Origin of the sequence: Aminobacterium colombiense DSM 12261 (genome assembly GCF_000025885.1) — a bacterium.
GTDB lineage: Bacteria > Synergistota > Synergistia > Synergistales > Aminobacteriaceae > Aminobacterium > Aminobacterium colombiense.
The window spans coordinates 1,033,691-1,049,889 of sequence record NC_014011.1; the positions used below are offsets into that span (position 1 = coordinate 1,033,691).

The window sequence follows — 16,199 nt, forward strand, 5'->3', positions numbered from 1 at the left end:
CGCTTCACCGTATTTCTTTCATTCCGCCCATATAGGGAACGAGTGCCTCCGGAATTTCCACAGAACCATCTTCTCTCTGGTAGTTCTCGAGAACTGCGATCAAGGTTCTGCCTACAGCAATACCAGATCCGTTAAGGGTGTGTACATAACGCGGCCTTCCTCCATCGGCAGGCTTATAGCGGGTTCCCATTCTCCTCGCCTGGAAATCCTCACAATTACTGCAAGAGCTGATTTCACGGTATTTATCCTGGAAGGGAAGCCAAACTTCAAGGTCATAGGTTTTGCTTGCGCCAAAGCCCATATCTCCTGTGCAAAGCGTAATAACCCTGTAGGGGAGCCCCAGTTTCTGCAGAACTTCCTCTGCATTAGCTGTAAGTTTTTCAAGCTCATCATAACTATTCTCCGGTTTGCTTATTTTGACAAGTTCTACTTTGTCGAACTGATGCTGACGCATCATTCCTCTTACATCCCTGCCGTAGCTTCCTGCTTCTTTTCTAAAGCAAGGTGTGTAGGCTGTGTAATATAGAGGCAAAACTTCTTCAGGGAGAATTTCCCCACTATGAAGATTGGTTAAAGGAACTTCTGCAGTCGGGATAAGCCAGAGGTCTTCTCCCTCACATTTGTATAAGTCTTCCGCAAATTTGGGAAGCTGGCCAGTGCCCTGCATAGTCTGTGATGAAACCATAAAGGGGGGCTGTATCTCTTTATATCCATGGTGTTCTGTGTGAAGGTCGAGCATAAAATTAATCAGGGCTCTTTCAAGACGGGCGCCAGCACCTTTAAGGACAGTAAAACGGCTTTCCGCAAGAGAAACACCCTTTTCAAAGTCAAGAATTCCAAGCTTTTCCCCGATGTCCCAGTGAGCCTGAGGCTCAAAGACAAATTCTTTTGGGGTGCCCCATTTTCGAACTTCCATGTTGTCATTTTCATCTTTACCCACAGGAACGGAGTCATGAGGGCGATTAGGCATCTGGAGCAGCAAGGACTGCAGCTCCTGGTCTATTTCCGCAATCTTGCTGTCTTTTTCCTTTACCATCTGCCCAAGATTTTTCATTTCTTCCATAAGGACATCGGCATCCTGACCGGAAGCCTTCGCCTCTGCAACTTTACGGGAACCTTCGTTTCTCTGGGCTTTTAGATTTTCAGTTTCAGTGAGCAGGGATCTCTTTTCCTCATCAAGAATCACTATCCTGTCCACATCGAAATCGTTATTTCTGTTTACCAGAAATGCTTTCACTTCTTCAATGTTGTTACGTATCCATTTGATTTCAAGCATTAATCTTCCTGCTCCTTTCCCGTTCTGAGTACCTTTAAGAGATTAGCTGTTTCTATGAAAGCCAGAGCTGACTCAGCTCCTTTATTTCCAGCTTTGCTACCAGCACGTAGAAGAGCCTGCTCAAGGGTGTCACATGTCAAAACACCAAAGGAGATAGGTGTTCTATGTGAGAGTCCTACTGTTGCGAGACCTTTTGCCATTTCGGAGGATACATATTCAAAATGGGGTGTATCACCTCTAATAACAGCTCCAAGAGCAATAATGCCATCAAACCGGCCTGAAAGGGCCGCCTCCTGAGCGACCAGGGGAAGTTCCCAAGCACCGGGAACCCAAATAATTTCGATGTTTTGATGTGAAACTTCATGACGCAATAAAATGTCTTTTGCCCCTTCGATCAACTTTGACGTAATGAGCTCATTAAAGCGTGAAGCTATTATACAGACCTTTAAACCAGTTCCAATAAGTTTTCCCTCTGATATCTTCATTCGTACGTTCCCCCCCTTTTTCTATCGGAGAATATCTTTTAGATGAAGCAAGTGTCCCAGCTTCTCTTCTTTTGTGTTCAAATAACGCTGATTGAATTCGTTGGGTTCTATTACAAGTGATACTCGTTCTGTAATTTTAAGGCCATATCCCTCCAGCCCCACTACTTTTCGGGGGTTGTTGGTCATCAGGCGAATGGAACTTAATCCAAGATCTCTCAAGATCTGTGCTCCAACCCCGTAATCTCTCAAATCTGCTTCATACCCAAGGGCCTCATTGGCTTCCACGGTATCGAGGCCTTTTTCCTGAAGTTGGTAGGCTTTTAATTTATTAACGATCCCTATGCCTCGCCCTTCTTGACGCATATAGAGAACCACGCCGCGGCCCTCTTCTTCGATTCTTGTCATGGCTGAATGAAGCTGTGGCCCACAATCGCACCGCAAAGATCCAAAAACATCTCCTGTTAAACATTCGGAGTGTACCCGAACAAGAACATCTTCTGCCTCTCGCACCTCGCCCTTTACAAGGGCAATGTGGACACGGTCCTGATCTTCATCCAAAACATCATGGTAGGCATGGGCAATAAAGTCACCATAGGCTGTGGGGAGTTTAACTTCGGCTACTTTTTCCACAAGTTGTTCCCTACAACTTCTATATCGAATCAACTCTTCAATAGAGATAATGCGGATGTCATGAGCTTCAGCAAACTTCAAAAGCTGAGGCAGACGGGCCATACTGCCATCTTGGTTCATGATTTCACAGATAACCCCCGCGGGATACAGACCAGCAAGCCGTGTAAGATCTACTGCAGCCTCTGTATGTCCAGCTCGTTTTAGAACTCCACCCTTGCGCGCTGCCAGTGGGAACATATGTCCAGGCCGCAAGAAGTCCTCCGATTTTGTGTTTGGATCAGCAAGAAGCCGGGCTGTAATCGCTCGTTCTGCCGCAGAAATACCTGTGGTGGTTCCTTCCCTGGCATCGACACTGACAAGAAAAGCCGTTCCGTGACGGTCTGTATTGTCTTTTGCCATTAATTCAAGATCCAAGCATTGGGCCCTTTCAGCAGTGATAGGTACGCACACAAGCCCTCTGGCCTCTCTTACCATGAAGTTGATAATCTCTGTGGTGGCCATTTCCGCTGCAACCACCAAATCGCCCTCATTTTCTCGGTTATCGTCATCAACTACAATAACCATCTTACCATTCTTTATATCCTCAATAGCTTCATCTATTGAACTAAAAAATTGCTCCCTTCGCTCGCTCATAAATGCCCCGATCCTTTCCTCTTTCAGATAATTTAACTCCAACCTATCTCTCTCAGACGCTCAATGGTGATATCTGCTGAAGACGTGGTGATTTTTTCATCTTTCAGGTAATTCATAAATTTTAATACATATTTGCCTAAAATGTCTGTTTCAATGTTGATTATTTCACCTTCCCGCACTGTGCCAAGGGTGCAACCAGCAAGTGTCACTGGGATAAGACCTACTGAAAACCAGTTTTGCGTCACATCTATAACAGTGAGACTGACGCCATCAAGGGTTACAGAACCTTTTACTACAATCATATCAATAATATCTTTCTCTGCCTCTATACGCATGATCCTGGTCGTTCCCATAGAAATAATTTCAGCAACAGCACCTGTCCCATCAATATGACCACTGACTATATGACCATCGAAACGACCGCCCGCCATAAGGGCTCTTTCCAAATTAACGGAACTACCTGTTTTTAATAAACGGAATTTCGTCCGTTTCTGTGTTTCTGGCATTATATCAGCAGTGAAAGATCTATTATCATGGGACGTAACAGTAACACACGCTCCTGAAACTGCAACAGATTGGCCAAGAACAAGTTCTGAAGCAATCATCGGTGCTTCTATTTTTAGACGAACCACATCATCTGCAGGTGTTATAGATACGAGCTTCCCTATGCACTCTATAAGTCCGGTGAACATTCTGGAACCCCCTCTATCCATATATCCCGCCCCGTTCTCGACATGTTAAGCACTCTAAAACGAATAAGCTTGTCCAAAGATGGTACTACAATTTCTTTAAAAAGAGAAATTCCCTGTCCCATTATAGTTGGTGCAATAAAAAGAGATAGGCCATCTATCAGCTTTTCCTGGATAAAAGCCGAAGCCAAAGTTGCCCCGCCTTCGACAAGAACAGAATTAAGTCCCCGTTCTCCCAGTATGATAGCCGCGCTTCTAAGGTCGACTCGATTGTTTTTTTCAGGAAGATAATAGATTTCTGCCCCTGCTTTAGAGAGCTGATCGTGTTTACCCATTTTTTGAGCAGAAATACCCGCCAGAATGATGGCTCCATCACCCCTTAAAATAGCAGCATCTGCTGGTGTGCGAAGCATGGTGTCCACCACAATCCGAATAGGTGACCTCCCAACGGTATGGCGAACTGTAAGAGAGGGGTCATCGCGAAGCACCGTTCCTACCCCAACCATAATGCCGTCATGCTCCGCCCGTAACAAATGAGCCTTATTCCGAGATTCTTCCGATGTGATCCATTGGCTTTCTCCGTTGGGAAGAGCTATTTGTCCATCTATAGTCGAGGCAGATTTTAAGGTGAACCAAGGGCGCTGATCCCTCACCCTCCGAATGAATCCTCTATTCACCCATTTGCACTCGTCTTCAAGAACACCTGTTTCTGTGATGAGTTGGTTCGATCGGAGTATTTCAACTCCTTTCCCATTTACAACTGCATTGGGATCAACCATCCCTATAACAACCCGACTTACTTTAGATCTCGCTAATTGTGGAGCGCAGGGAGGAGTTTTACCAAAATGAGCGCATGGCTCAAGATTGACATAGACAGTGGCACCTTTCGCGCCATCTCCCGCGCGCTGTAAAGCCTCTACTTCCGCGTGAGGCATTCCATAGGATCTATGATATCCCTCCGCTACAATTGTATCCTCTTTTACAATGACACAGCCTACCAGCGGATTGGGAGATGTCTGCCCCGTCCCGCGGCGTGCGAGACTTATAGCCCGTCTCATATAATATTCGTCGTCACGCCTCTGTTTCAGACTCATTGTCTTCACCTCTGAAAAATGCAGCTATATTTTTGGCTAAAACCGGACCTATCCCTTTAACTTGCATCAGCTCCTCAGGAGTTAGTACAGCTATTTTTTTGACGCTGCCGAACGAGGAAAGAAGAGAAGCAGCCATGTGTTTGCCTACTCCAGGGATTTCTTCCAGCACCGAACGCGTCAAAACCATGCCCCTTCCTCGCCTATGGCTCTTAATGGCAAAGCGATGGGATTCATCACGAACACGTTGTAAAAGGCGAAGGACCGGATCTGTCCAATCAAGACGAATTGGCGGTTCTTTTTCGTTATGGTATATCAGTTCCTCCCTTTTCGCCAGGGAAATGGCAGGTATCTTTTCCATTTTCAATTCAGAAAGGGCTTTTTTCGCAAACTCCAGCTGTATAGGGCCGCCATCTATGAGAATAAGCTGAGGAAGAGGTTCGTTATTTTCAAGCATCTTGCTATAGCGACGTTTTACAACTTCTTCAATAGATCGAAAATCATCGATACCTTCAACGGTCCGTACTTTAAATCGCCTGTATAGAGAGGGGTTCGAAACCCCTTGTTCAAAGACCACTACGACACCATAGGTTTCGTGACCAGCCATATGGGAAATATCAAATCCGTCGATTCGCCATGGAAGGGTATCCATATGGAGAAGGCACTGCAATTTATTCAGAGCTTCCCATGTTTCACTATCGATATCCTCGCGAAGACTAGAAGATATCCGTTGACGGGAGAGGCGCCATATGGCGCTAATAGCATCACGGTGGCGTGCAGCTTTTTCAAAATCAAGGGAGTGCGCGGCTTCTTCCATCCGCTTTCGTATTCGTTCTACAAGTTCGGAAGATTGTCCTGTTAAAAGCAGAATAACATCGTCAACCCTTTCTCTGTACTCTGTTTCACTGCAAAGTGCTGCACAAGGTGCAAGACATCTTCCAAGGGAATAATTGAGACAGGGCCTTTTTTTCTTATCTGGCTTCACTTCTGCCTTACAACTCCGAAGGGGGAAATAACGTTCAGCCACTCTTAAAAGCGCCCTAACATCTTTTGCGCTGATAAAGGGACCTAGATATGTTGCGCCGTCGTCATCCTTATGCCGGGTAATTACAAGCCGCGGGAACGCGTCATCCGTTATTTTAATATAAGGGTAGCGTTCATTCATTTTGAGATCTATATTGAAAAAGGGCTTGTATTTTTTAATAAGGCGTGACTCTACAATAAGGGCCTCCGCTTCTGTTTCAGTTCGTATAACAGATATATCAGCAATGCTTTCTACAAGTTTACGCAAACGGGGAGAAGCAAAACCCTCATGTCTAAAATAAGACGACACTCTTTTTCGAAGGGATTTTGCTTTGCCTACGTATATTACTTTCCCTTCCTCGTCGCGCATGATATAAACCCCAGGGCGAAGGGGAAGATTTCTTATCGTATTTTTCAATTTTTGGTTTATCATTAGATCACCATTATATGAAGTATAATATGGTTTCTAAGCTCTATCTTCCTTTTATATGACTCCATATTATAATGTATTCTAACAAACGGAGGTGAATAGAGTGAGTTTAATGCTCTATAACGATTTAACGCGAAAAAAAGAACCTTTCATCCCTTTAAAAGAGGGAGAGGTGGGCTTTTATAGTTGTGGGCCAACAGTATACGATTTTTTCCATATAGGAAATGCTCGCCCATTTATTGTTTTCGATGTATTCCGCAGGTATCTTGAGGACATTGGCTACAAAGTAGTTTTCGTCCAGAACTTTACCGATATTGATGACAAGATGATCAATAGGGCCAACGAAGAAGGCATCACCGTTAAAGAATTGGCAGATGCTTTCATCAAAGAATATTTTGAAGATGCTGATGCTCTGGGTGTTCGGCGGGCCGACATTTATCCTCGAGCTACTGATCATATGAAAGAGATTGTAGAAGTGGTTCAAACTCTTATTGATAAGGGACATGCATACGTTGTGGACGGGGACGTTTTTTTCAGTGTCGAAAGTTTTCCGGGATATGGCAAGTTGTCAAAACAGAGTATAGAAGACTTACAATCAGGCTCACGTATAGATGTGAACGAACAAAAACGTCATCCCCTTGATTTTGCCCTGTGGAAAGCCCAGAAACCTGGAGAGCCCGCATGGGAAAGTCCATGGGGTCTGGGACGTCCGGGATGGCATATTGAGTGCAGCGTTATGTCGACTAAGTATTTAGGAAACACTTTCGATATCCACTCTGGCGGAAGCGACCTTATCTTCCCCCATCACGAAAATGAGGTAGCACAGGCAGAAGCCGCCACTGGAATGCAGTTTGTGCGATTTTGGCTCCATAATGGATATCTATTGATAGACAAGGAAAAAATGTCGAAATCCCTGGGAAACTTCCTTACTGTACGAAATGCTCGGAAGAAGTACTCTCCCCTCGCTATTCGCTACTTTATGCTGAGTGCCCATTATCGTTCCCCCATTAATTTTTCAGAGGAAGGGCTGAATCAGGCGACAGGTGCCGTAGAGCGGCTGCGCAATTGCTGGACAGACCTTGAGTATGCCCTTCAGTCTCGGGAACAGAAAGAAAAGGATGATACAGAAGCATTCCTTAGCGAGATTAAACAGGCTGAAACAAAATTCTATGAAGAAATGAACGACGATTTTAACACAGCAGGAGCTTTGGGTTCGGTTTTCGAAGTTGTTCGCCTGATAAATACGTATCTTAAAGATAACAGTTCAATCGATTTTAAAGTTTGCAAAGCTGCCCAAACATTCTTTACAAAAATCGATGGGATTATGGGCATCATGGGTCTTGAATCAGAGAAGGAAGAATTGGATACTTCTGAAATAGAATCCATGATAGAAGAACGCACCGCTGCGCGTAAGGCAAGGGACTTTGCAAAGTCAGATGCCATACGAGACCAATTAGCAGAAAAGGGTATCATCCTTGAAGATACCCCCGAAGGAACCAAATGGAAGAAGCAGCTGTCCTAACAAAGGGACAAAGACTTTAAGCGGGAGCTATAATTACTCCCGCTTTTCTTTTCCATATTTTTTCTCAAGAAAAATAATCAATGGAATGCCAAGAAAAGCGCACGCAACAATTTCGCCAAGTCCCACATAAAGGGCCGTATAAATAAAGGGCATTTTTGCTAGAATCGACAGATATCCCCCCACCACAAGGCTATTAACCACTACCGGTGGAACTGCGGCGAGATAGGGAGTGGGCATGCGGCTTGTAATTATGGCCGCTATAAGGGTCGCTGCGCTCCCAAAGACTACATCGATGATGCCGAAGCCCCCGGCAAAATTGGCTATAAGGCAGCCTATGAAGAGTCCGGGTATGGCCTGCGGCCAGAGATAGGGCAAAAGTGTCAGGGCTTCTGACACTCTAACTTGTATTGGGCCATAAGAGATGGGAGCCAGAATTATGGTTACTGTAGCGTATATAGCAGCTATGAGAGCCGAAATTACTATGTTTTTAATCGTTAAAAATTCTTTCATCCTTTCATTCATTAAACAAATCTCCTTTAGAAAGATTAAGGGCCTGGAAATGATTCCCAAACCTATCGGGCCGAAAGAGATACTCTTTATATATTGGCTTCGGCCAATTTTAAAATGGTGCCAAGCGCAATATCTACACCTTTTTTCAGCTGCTCATAATCTGTCCACTCTTCGGGACAGTGACTTCTACCACCTTTACTGGGCACGAAGAGAAGACCGACCCTGGTTAAACTTGCCATAATCATGGCATCGTGGCCGGCACCACTCACCATAGTGCGATAACTAATTCCTCTATGGTTTGCTTCCTGCTCAAAGATACCCCGTATTTTTTTATCGAGGTGAATAGGCGGAACCGAGATTTTCCTCTCCATATGAACGGAAACCCCCATGCGGGCGGATACTAATTCCAGTGTTTTTTTCATCTCTTTCACAATATCTTCTATATTGCGTTGCTCCACAGAGCGGATATCAACAGTGAAAAATGCTTTTCCAGGAACAATGTTGGCGCCTCCTGGATAGATCTGCATTATACCTACAGTTCCCACAGTTCCTTCCCCTTTAGCATAGGCAACATCGTGCACTGTCTTTGCCACTTCAAGAGAAGCCAGAAGGGCATCTTTTCTCATGTGCATGGGAGTTGTTCCCGCATGATCTGCCCGCCCCTCAATTTCTATATCAAATCGAGTTATACCAACTATGGTGCTCACAAAACCCGCATCAAGGGTTTCAGACTCAAGCACTGGACCCTGCTCGATATGAAGCTCAATAAAGGCCTTTAAGTCTTCAGGGTTACGAACAGCGTCTTTTACTTTAAGAGGGTCGAGGCCAAAGTCCTGAAGAGCTTTTTCAAGAGAAATGCCATTAGCATCACGAAATGTTTTTATTTCATTATTAGATACTTGTCCAGCCATGGCTCTGCTACCGTAAAGGCCTGCGCCAAATCGTGTGCCTTCCTCTTCGATCATAGCTACAAACTCAATAGGGTTTTCTGTGGAAATATTATTTTCATGAAGAATCCTTGCTACTTCCAGGGCTGCCGCAACTCCAGCAGGCCCATCAAAGTTCCCGCCATTTTTTACTGAATCAAAGTGAGAACCGATCATTACAATTGGAGCTCCCTCACCAACGCCATCTCTTCGCCCACAGATGCTGCCTGCCGCATCTGTATAAACATGCAGCCCCGCCTTTCCCATTTCAGAACAAATGTATGCTCTAGTTTTTCTATCTTCTTCAGTAAAGGAAAGCCGTGTCATTCCATTACCAGGTGTGGCTGTATATTGAGCCATGGTTTCTATATCACGCTGAATTCTTGAAATTTTGCTTTCAAGCATTTTCATTCTCTCCTTTCTGTTGTTTCATGAACATGTGCAAGAAAATTATGCCACATGTAGTTGGAGAGTTAAACCCCGCATACTTAACCAAAACGTAAATCTACGGGTGGACTTTTTTCATATTCACCTTTAGAATTATCAATTGTCTATGGAGGCGAGTGGTCTCTGGTGAGGCCCCCGGGCTTCAAACCCGGCCGAGAGGCGGCATTGGCTGTCTTTGGTGAGTTCGATTCTCACACGCCTCCGCCATTTTTTTACGGAGCCTTGCTATTACAGACTTTTCAGAAGCCGATTACTGGAATTTGCACCCTTAAAGCCTTATAAACACTTTGCTACACACACTTACCACAGTGTAGTTAAACAGTATAAAATGTGGACATTAAAAGTTTGTCTTTGGCTTTTATATGCAACATTATCGATATGCTATTCATTTTACTGTTGCTATTAACCCTATGGTGTCAAAATATTGGTTATTTTCAGCCTTCATCATTTCTATATCTCTTTTCGCGTATGGATTGTCACATTCTAACCAATCTTCCCATGCATTTTTATGACAAGACAAAGATAGGCTCTGCTCTATTTTCACCTTCTTAGACTCTTCCCATAAAGAACGCCACCAACTTCTTGAATAAAAATTCATGTCTTCATCTTGCCAATAAGGTTTCAATACCTCAGGAACATCATTAAAAAAATCTTTTTGCAATCCAGGAATGGCAACTGCTATAATGCCGCCTTTTTTAGTCAAAGGAACTATATATTCGTCCAAGAAGCTTCTTTTAGCACCAAAATAATGATATGCATCTATACTAATGATCGCATCAAAAAAACCTTTAGCATAGGGCAATTCGTGAGCATCTGCATGAATTGGAATAATTTTATGATCAAGCTGAACAAGTTTGAACCGCTCATAATTTTCTGTCGCATTAATCCATAGGTCTGTAGCAAATACTTCAACATCATATATCCCTGCTAGAAAAATTGACGTTAGTCCTCTGCCGCAACCCAAATCTAAGACACGCATCTCCGAATGTAATTCTACTGATGCCAAAAGCTCTTCAAGAATTCTGACACAATTGGGCCCCATCATGTTCTGAAGCAAGAATTCCCTAGTAAATAAATTTTCTCTTTTGGTTCCCATTTTTACACTCCTCTCTTATCTACGGGGTTATTTCTTTATACCACCTACTGAGAAAAAGGAAGACCTCCTTCATGTTTCTGAAACAAACAAAAGCCACAAGATTCAATCTCATGGCTCTTTTCATCAAGAGTTACATTCAGTATTTCTTATTATCTTATAGATCGTCTTAGAAAAAAGACAATGCAATTTTGCACGTTGCTCCACAGTTACTTCGTGTTTGCACTTTGCGAATATTTTCAGCTTACGAGCAACTATAGTTTTCTTAGTCTTCTTTACTTCTCCTCACACCTTTTTATTACATTCCTTACGAGGGATATAAATATATTCTCCTTCAACATAGTTTTAAATAACATTGGTAAACTGGCTGTTCGTATTTAAAACCCGAGATTACGCTGTGCTTTTGTGAATCTTTCGTGCCCTGCCTGGCAATACCACTTTGCAGCTGTCTGAATATCTCCTCTAACTCTGGCTTCATTACCTTTTTGCATCGCTATTTCTGCTGAATTTGAAAAAGTAATGCCTGAAAATAATATGACCCCAAAGAATAAAAGCGTGAGAAGAAATACTGTCTTCTTCATCCCATTTCCTCCTATATATAATATTTCGAACACCTTGGGAATAGTTCGTTTCTGAGGTTATAGAAACACACCGTACTATTATTAATATTGTACAGTTATTTAATAAAATTTCAAGGTTCGTGTAGGTGAATTTTTTTAATCTTTTATTTTCTAACCTTTTAACTTGAGAGGTGTTTCTTTTCTCATGCTGTGATATTATTAAAGTCACCCTGTTTTTTGGCCCCATTGGTATACTAAATATCAAGGAGGTTAGGAGAGATGAGTGTCAAAAATGCTATGACAATAGAGTTTTTGCGTTCCGCTTATGGCGGCGAAAGCATGGCTCACATGCGATATCTTATATGGGGAGAAATAGCTCGAAAAGAAGGCTTCCCCAATATCGCAAAACTTTTTGAAGCCATAGCCTATGCGGAGTGGGTTCATGCAAGAAACCATTTTACAGTGCTTAATGGCAATGTAGCAGACAACTCTGTGATGGCAGGGGGGGTTTTTGGGAACAAGGTGACAGCAGAAAATCTTATCGGAGCCATTATAGGCGAAGATTTTGAAGTTGATCAAATGTACCCAGTCTATCTGGAAACAGCTAAATTCCAGGGGGAAAAGGATGCGGCAAGATCCTTTACCTATGCTTTAGAAGCAGAAAAAATTCATTCCAAGCTTTTTTCAAAGGCTCAAGCAGCGGCAAAGGGCGGCATTGACCTAGAGTTGAAAGCTGTTCTTGTTTGTCCTGTCTGCGGGCATACAATTCTCAATGAAGCACCAGATAAATGTCCCGTGTGCGGACTTGCCAAAGAGAAATACCAGAAATTCTGAATAAATAAAAGAACAAAAGAAGGGCCTCGATGAAGTGCACCTCTAGCGGAACATTATGAGGCCCCTCTTTTTATGAGATTGATATTCTCTTAACTCCTTCTTTTTCAAGAAGGGCTTTGATTCTTTCTCTTTGGTCACCCTGAACCATTATTGTTTCATTTTCGATGCTGCTTCCACATCCTAACTGTTTCCGCAGATATTTTGCGAGTAAATCTTTTTCCTCAAGGGTTCCGCTGGCAGTCTCAACAAGAGTAACTGTTTTGCCCCCTCTTCCCTTTCTTTCGATCCTTATTGCGACTTTGCCTGAGAGAGTAGTTTTAAAAGAAGAAGCTGTATCCTTCTTGGGTTCTTTCTTTTCATGATGATCGGATTCATAAGCAGTTCTTTTAAAAACATCACGAAAAGCCGTGTTATATAATTCCTCTTCTTCAAGAGAGTGTTTATTTTTCTTAAAACGTGCCATTTCACATCGTCCTTATAAGGCTTTTAAATAATCTATTGTTGATCGTATGATATCTCCTTTTTCCGAGAGCACTATTTGTCCCTCAAAGGGGAATTTTTTTCTTGAGAAGACAAAGGGGGCAATTTGCAGATAAAAGAGATTCATGTCATGGAGGGTAAAGCTTTCATCAATGTCATACCATTCAACTACCCCCTCTTCACCACTCTTCAAGTCACCTGAATATGAACGGCAAGTAAAGTAAAAAGTGAGAGTTTCTTGAGGGTTGTTTTCCTGGTAATTATGAACCATACCAGCAAGTTCAAGAGAACACGGCGTCAGCCCTGTCTCTTCCTCAACTTCTCGAATGCATGCCTGGGAAAGACTCTCTCCATGTTCTTTCTTGCCTCCAGGCACAGTAAGGGTATTTGCATAGGGTTCTTTTGTTCTGCGGATTAAAAGAATTTTATCTTTGTCGATAATAAAGCAAAAAACAATGATTGTGTTGTTTCCGTAGTGTTCGCAACTCATGGGGTTCCTCCTACCATCTAAACACCTGCTCCTTATTTTTTTTAGAGAGTTCTTTTTCCCCTGTCGTAAAAAGTGGCATTGGATCGACAAGTTGTCCTTGAAGTGCCATCCCAAAATGAAGATGAGGCCCTGTAATACGTCCTGAAACTCCACTCTTAGCGATGAGATCCCCCCTCCTGACATGCTCTCCTGCCTGAACCAGTGGCTTCGATAAGTGACAATATAGAGAAACAACTCCAGAGCCTGAATTAATATATATAACATGCCCGCTGAAATAGTGTTCAGCGACAAGAGTTACAATTCCGTCTGCCGCTGCATAAACGTCTGTTCCCGCTGACGCCCGTAAGTCTATTCCCGTATGAGGGTTAGAAGGTTTTCCATTGAGGACTCGCCTTTTACCATAAGTGCTTGTTATCATACTGTCAACAGGTTTTAAAAAAGGCAAATCCCAAAATCGCTCTTGTCGGATATCGAGTAATGTTTGCCGAACTACTCTTTGCTCCTCTTTTATTCTGACGAGTTCGTGACGGGGTGGCACAACCATTTTTTCAGGCAGCGTAAGAAGCTCGCGAGGATAGCTTTTAGCCAGAATTTCTACAGGCACTGCAAACTTCTCCTCTTTTCCGTTCATAAAGAACTCCATACGAAAGGTAGCCCGCCCTGGAGATGCTGTTTTAGCGCTCGTCCCCATGAGCAGAGACTGAGAGTAAGAGGTTTTTTCAGAAAAGTGAATAGGTATCTGTTGTCCGCACCAGTAGGCTTTTCCTTCCAGTGGCAGTTGCGACGTTTTCAAGTGAATAATAAAGGGCATTCCTACTTCCACTGAAGGGGGGAAAGACACCTTGATCTCTCCTCCGTAGGCCACCTTCCCAAAAGTCAGAAGCATAAGGATCAAGAGGCCGCAAAAAAGTTGTTTAAATCGCGGCGCAAAGAATTTAGTCATGAGGCTACTATCTCCATAATAAGGTTTTGGTCTAAAGGTTTGATGCTCTGAAGAGTTACAGCATGCTCAAAGTAAAAGATCGCCTGTTGAAGCTTCTCTTCCTTTGAATAATAGATGTCCAGCAGCGGGTCGCCTTTTTCTACATAATCCCCTATTTTAGCGATAAGATGGACAGCAACTTTCAAGTCAATATGTTCTTCTTGGCGAGTGCGCCCACCCCCTATGCGTTTTACGCCCTCTCCTATGGACCGGGCGTTAAGATCACTCACAAAACCAGATTCTGAAGCAAAGACTGTATATTTTTTTTCGGCTGGTTTTAGAACCTTCTCAGGGGAGTCGCATACTGCCCCGTCTCCCTGTTGAGCAATTATGAGCTCCTTGAATTTCTCCAAAGCTTTTCCGCTTTTAAGGGTATTTTGTGACATTTCTATTCCTTCTGCCAGCGACGTTGCTTTTCCACCTAGATAAATCATGGTTCCAGCAAGATTGAGAGACAGCGTTTCTGTGTCAGATGGCCCCGCTCCCTGAAGAACACGGATGGCTTCGTACACTTCCATGCTGTTTCCTACCCATTTCCCAAGAGGTTGGTCCATTGCGCTTATTACGGCCATGCTGGGACGTCCCAACGATGCGGAAAGAGAAACAAGAGCTTCGGCCAGGTCACGTGCCCCAGAGAAGGTTTGCATAAAGGCACCTCTTCCGCATTTGACATCAAAAACAAAGCTTGACGCTCCCCCAGCTATTTTTTTACTGACTATGCTGCTGCATATGAGAGGAAGAGAAGGAACGGTAGCCGTCACATCCCTCAGCGCATAAAACTTTCCTTCGGCAGGAGCTAGCTCCAGCGAGTGGCCAGAAATTGCGCATCCTATTCTGTGTACCTGGTTCATAAAGGCTTCTGTAGAAAGATGTACGTTCATCCCTGGAATGGCTTCCAGTTTGTCCACCGTTCCACCTGTAAAACCAAGGCCACGCCCTGAAAGTTTAGCTACTGAAACTCCTGAAGCTGCTACAAGAGGAACTACCACAAGTGTGGTTTTATCTCCTACTCCTCCTGTACTGTGCTTGTCTGCCGCTTTAAAACCTTGAGGGAAGGATACAACGTGGCCAGAATGAGCCAAAGCTAGTGTTAGAGTTTTAAGCTCTTCAGTGCTCAGCCCCTTATGATAAACAGACGTAAGCCAGGCACTGACCTGATAATCCGGAATGGTTCCCTGATGAAACTGATTTACAAAAGTTTCGATATCCGCAGCTTTATGAACCATACCGTCTCTTTTCTCTTCGAGGAAAGAGAGAATATCAAACATGTTCCTCACCTATTTTGCGCAAAAGGCCCTTCAATAGAATTGTCAATTTTCCCGTTGCCTTTTCCATTTCACGAATAACTTCCTCTTCTGACAATTTCTGAGAGGTAACTCCAGCAGCATAGTTAGCTACACAAGAAACTGCAAAGACCCGCATGCCCATTGAATGAGCGACTATTGTCTCCGGTACTGTAGACATGCCCACCACGTCGGCCCCTAACGTCCTGGCCATCCGTATCTCTGCGGGGGTTTCGTAGGAAGGGCCTGTAAAGGCAATATATACTCCCCGGCGAACTGTAAGATTGTTTTCTCTTGCAGATGCTTCTGCCATATCAAGAAGTTCCCTGTCATATGTATATGACATGTCAGGGAAGCGTTCTTCTTTTTCTGAGAAAACAGTCCCAATGAGAGGGTTAGTTCCCATATAGTTGATGTGGTCATAAAGCACAACCATGTCGCCAGGCAAGTATGCGAGATTGATCCCGCCAGAAGCATTGCTGGCTATATAACAAGAAATTCCCCATTCACCAAAAACTCTCACTGGGAATGTGATGTCTTTCATTGAATAACCTTCGTAAAAATGCATTCTGCCCTGCATAACGGCAACGTAAACATTATCCAAAAAGCCAAAGACCAGTCGGCCCGCGTGGCCTGGGGCAGTGGAAAGTGGCCAGTGAGGAATTTCCGTATAAGGGATAACGATAGGATCTTTAATGGAGTCAGCAAGACCTCCGAGACCGGAACCTAAAACAAGCACAGCTTTAGGGGTTGTAGAAACCCTCTCGCTTATGTATGAGAGTGCTTCCGCTACTTTTTTATTGTATTCCATAAGA

The 16,199-nt window shown here is 43.7% G+C and carries 17 protein-coding genes and 1 tRNA gene; 3 read left to right on the forward strand and 15 right to left on the reverse strand.

The genetic code is table 11. The features are described 5' to 3' along the window. Nucleotides 1-4: 4 nt before the first annotated feature. From serS to AMICO_RS05125, 6 genes are read right to left on the reverse strand one after another with little or no spacing between them, the layout of a single operon-like run. Nucleotides 5-1,276, reverse strand: coding sequence for a serine--tRNA ligase (gene serS / locus AMICO_RS05100; protein ID WP_013048384.1), 1,272 nt, complete (start codon nucleotides 1,274-1,276; stop codon nucleotides 5-7). Beyond that, entirely contained in the window at nucleotides 1,276-1,761 is a 486-nt protein-coding gene (gene ribH / locus AMICO_RS05105; protein WP_013048385.1) for a 6,7-dimethyl-8-ribityllumazine synthase, read from the reverse strand. Before ribH ends, serS begins: the two co-directional genes overlap by 1 nt. A gap of 21 nt (nucleotides 1,762-1,782) precedes the next feature. After that, a complete protein-coding gene (locus AMICO_RS05110) occupies nucleotides 1,783-3,024 on the reverse strand; it encodes a bifunctional 3,4-dihydroxy-2-butanone-4-phosphate synthase/GTP cyclohydrolase II (protein ID WP_013048386.1) in 1,242 nt (413 codons plus the stop codon). A 32-nt stretch (nucleotides 3,025-3,056) separates the two neighbouring features. Next, nucleotides 3,057-3,716 (reverse strand): riboflavin synthase, encoded by a 660-nt coding sequence (locus AMICO_RS05115; RefSeq protein ID WP_013048387.1) that lies wholly within the window; start codon nucleotides 3,714-3,716, stop codon nucleotides 3,057-3,059. Then, entirely contained in the window at nucleotides 3,698-4,807 is a 1,110-nt protein-coding gene (gene ribD / locus AMICO_RS05120; protein ID WP_013048388.1) for a bifunctional diaminohydroxyphosphoribosylaminopyrimidine deaminase/5-amino-6-(5-phosphoribosylamino)uracil reductase RibD, read from the reverse strand. The genes AMICO_RS05115 and ribD overlap by 19 nt, the downstream gene beginning before the upstream one ends. Continuing rightward, nucleotides 4,785-6,260, reverse strand: coding sequence for an excinuclease ABC subunit UvrC (locus AMICO_RS05125; RefSeq protein ID WP_013048389.1), 1,476 nt, complete (start codon nucleotides 6,258-6,260; stop codon nucleotides 4,785-4,787). The genes ribD and AMICO_RS05125 overlap by 23 nt, the downstream gene beginning before the upstream one ends. Nucleotides 6,261-6,360: 100 nt before the next feature. Between AMICO_RS05125 and cysS the strand changes: the two genes are divergently transcribed. Further along, complete coding sequence (cysS, locus tag AMICO_RS05130) at nucleotides 6,361-7,779, forward strand: cysteine--tRNA ligase (protein WP_013048390.1); 1,419 nt, start codon at nucleotides 6,361-6,363, stop codon at nucleotides 7,777-7,779. Between the two features lie 33 nt (nucleotides 7,780-7,812). On the opposite strand, the gene AMICO_RS05135 is transcribed toward cysS, so the two are convergent. Together AMICO_RS05135 and AMICO_RS05140 are read right to left on the reverse strand one after the other, a co-directional pair. Next, a complete protein-coding gene (locus tag AMICO_RS05135; protein WP_013048391.1) occupies nucleotides 7,813-8,301 on the reverse strand; it encodes a QueT transporter family protein in 489 nt (162 codons plus the stop codon). 74 nt (nucleotides 8,302-8,375) lie between these two features. Beyond that, nucleotides 8,376-9,620: a Zn-dependent hydrolase gene (locus AMICO_RS05140; protein ID WP_013048392.1), complete on the reverse strand. Its 1,245-nt coding sequence runs from the start codon at nucleotides 9,618-9,620 to the stop codon at nucleotides 8,376-8,378. A 150-nt stretch (nucleotides 9,621-9,770) separates the two neighbouring features. On the opposite strand from AMICO_RS05140, the gene AMICO_RS05145 reads away from it, so the two are divergent. Then, a tRNA-Sec gene (locus tag AMICO_RS05145) sits at nucleotides 9,771-9,869 on the forward strand. A 178-nt stretch (nucleotides 9,870-10,047) separates the two neighbouring features. Here the strand turns inward: AMICO_RS05145 and AMICO_RS05150 are convergent. Together AMICO_RS05150 and AMICO_RS05155 are read right to left on the reverse strand one after the other, a co-directional pair. Beyond that, the gene (locus tag AMICO_RS05150) at nucleotides 10,048-10,758 is read right to left on the reverse strand and encodes an SAM-dependent methyltransferase (protein ID WP_013048393.1); all 711 of its coding nucleotides are present in this window, start codon (nucleotides 10,756-10,758) and stop codon (nucleotides 10,048-10,050) included. Between the two features lie 374 nt (nucleotides 10,759-11,132). Beyond that, nucleotides 11,133-11,336: a hypothetical protein gene (locus AMICO_RS05155; RefSeq protein WP_013048394.1), complete on the reverse strand. Its 204-nt coding sequence runs from the start codon at nucleotides 11,334-11,336 to the stop codon at nucleotides 11,133-11,135. 258 nt (nucleotides 11,337-11,594) lie between these two features. Between AMICO_RS05155 and AMICO_RS05160 the strand changes: the two genes are divergently transcribed. Next, nucleotides 11,595-12,149, forward strand: a complete 555-nt coding sequence (locus tag AMICO_RS05160; protein WP_013048395.1) for a rubrerythrin family protein — start codon at nucleotides 11,595-11,597, stop codon at nucleotides 12,147-12,149. A gap of 70 nt (nucleotides 12,150-12,219) precedes the next feature. On the opposite strand, the gene AMICO_RS09910 is transcribed toward AMICO_RS05160, so the two are convergent. The 5 genes from AMICO_RS09910 to AMICO_RS05185 are packed head-to-tail and all read right to left on the reverse strand — an operon-like array spanning nucleotide 12,220 to nucleotide 16,195. Next, entirely contained in the window at nucleotides 12,220-12,612 is a 393-nt protein-coding gene (locus AMICO_RS09910; RefSeq protein ID WP_013048396.1) for a translation initiation factor, read from the reverse strand. A 12-nt stretch (nucleotides 12,613-12,624) separates the two neighbouring features. Further along, complete coding sequence (locus AMICO_RS09915; protein ID WP_013048397.1) at nucleotides 12,625-13,119, reverse strand: NUDIX hydrolase; 495 nt, start codon at nucleotides 13,117-13,119, stop codon at nucleotides 12,625-12,627. Nucleotides 13,120-13,129: 10 nt separating this feature from the next. After that, entirely contained in the window at nucleotides 13,130-14,062 is a 933-nt protein-coding gene (locus tag AMICO_RS05175; protein WP_013048398.1) for a M23 family metallopeptidase, read from the reverse strand. After that, a complete protein-coding gene (locus tag AMICO_RS05180; protein ID WP_013048399.1) occupies nucleotides 14,059-15,369 on the reverse strand; it encodes a thymidine phosphorylase in 1,311 nt (436 codons plus the stop codon). The genes AMICO_RS05175 and AMICO_RS05180 overlap by 4 nt, the downstream gene beginning before the upstream one ends. Beyond that, nucleotides 15,362-16,195 (reverse strand): purine-nucleoside phosphorylase, encoded by an 834-nt coding sequence (locus AMICO_RS05185; RefSeq protein WP_013048400.1) that lies wholly within the window; start codon nucleotides 16,193-16,195, stop codon nucleotides 15,362-15,364. Before AMICO_RS05185 ends, AMICO_RS05180 begins: the two co-directional genes overlap by 8 nt. Between the last annotated feature and the right edge of the window lie 4 nt (nucleotides 16,196-16,199).

Bases quoted from the DNA above. Each gene is read 5' to 3' on its own strand.
- AMICO_RS05125 (WP_013048389.1), bottom strand. From the start codon at position 6,260: ATGATAAACCAAAAATTGAAAAATACGATAAGAAATCTTCCCCTTCGC.
- AMICO_RS05135 (WP_013048391.1), bottom strand. From the start codon at position 8,301: ATGAATGAAAGGATGAAAGAATTTTTAACGATTAAAAACATAGTAATT.
- AMICO_RS09915 (WP_013048397.1), bottom strand. From the start codon at position 13,119: ATGAGTTGCGAACACTACGGAAACAACACAATCATTGTTTTTTGCTTT.
- AMICO_RS05155 (WP_013048394.1), bottom strand. From the start codon at position 11,336: ATGAAGAAGACAGTATTTCTTCTCACGCTTTTATTCTTTGGGGTCATA.
- AMICO_RS05150 (WP_013048393.1), bottom strand. From the start codon at position 10,758: ATGGGAACCAAAAGAGAAAATTTATTTACTAGGGAATTCTTGCTTCAG.
- ribH (WP_013048385.1), bottom strand. From the start codon at position 1,761: ATGAAGATATCAGAGGGAAAACTTATTGGAACTGGTTTAAAGGTCTGT.
- AMICO_RS05160 (WP_013048395.1), top strand. From the start codon at position 11,595: ATGAGTGTCAAAAATGCTATGACAATAGAGTTTTTGCGTTCCGCTTAT.
- ribD (WP_013048388.1), bottom strand. From the start codon at position 4,807: ATGAGTCTGAAACAGAGGCGTGACGACGAATATTATATGAGACGGGCT.
- AMICO_RS05185 (WP_013048400.1), bottom strand. From the start codon at position 16,195: ATGGAATACAATAAAAAAGTAGCGGAAGCACTCTCATACATAAGCGAG.
- AMICO_RS05110 (WP_013048386.1), bottom strand. From the start codon at position 3,024: ATGAGCGAGCGAAGGGAGCAATTTTTTAGTTCAATAGATGAAGCTATT.
- serS (WP_013048384.1), bottom strand. From the start codon at position 1,276: ATGCTTGAAATCAAATGGATACGTAACAACATTGAAGAAGTGAAAGCA.
- AMICO_RS05180 (WP_013048399.1), bottom strand. From the start codon at position 15,369: ATGTTTGATATTCTCTCTTTCCTCGAAGAGAAAAGAGACGGTATGGTT.
- AMICO_RS05115 (WP_013048387.1), bottom strand. From the start codon at position 3,716: ATGTTCACCGGACTTATAGAGTGCATAGGGAAGCTCGTATCTATAACA.
- AMICO_RS05140 (WP_013048392.1), bottom strand. From the start codon at position 9,620: ATGCTTGAAAGCAAAATTTCAAGAATTCAGCGTGATATAGAAACCATG.
- AMICO_RS09910 (WP_013048396.1), bottom strand. From the start codon at position 12,612: ATGGCACGTTTTAAGAAAAATAAACACTCTCTTGAAGAAGAGGAATTA.
- AMICO_RS05175 (WP_013048398.1), bottom strand. From the start codon at position 14,062: ATGACTAAATTCTTTGCGCCGCGATTTAAACAACTTTTTTGCGGCCTC.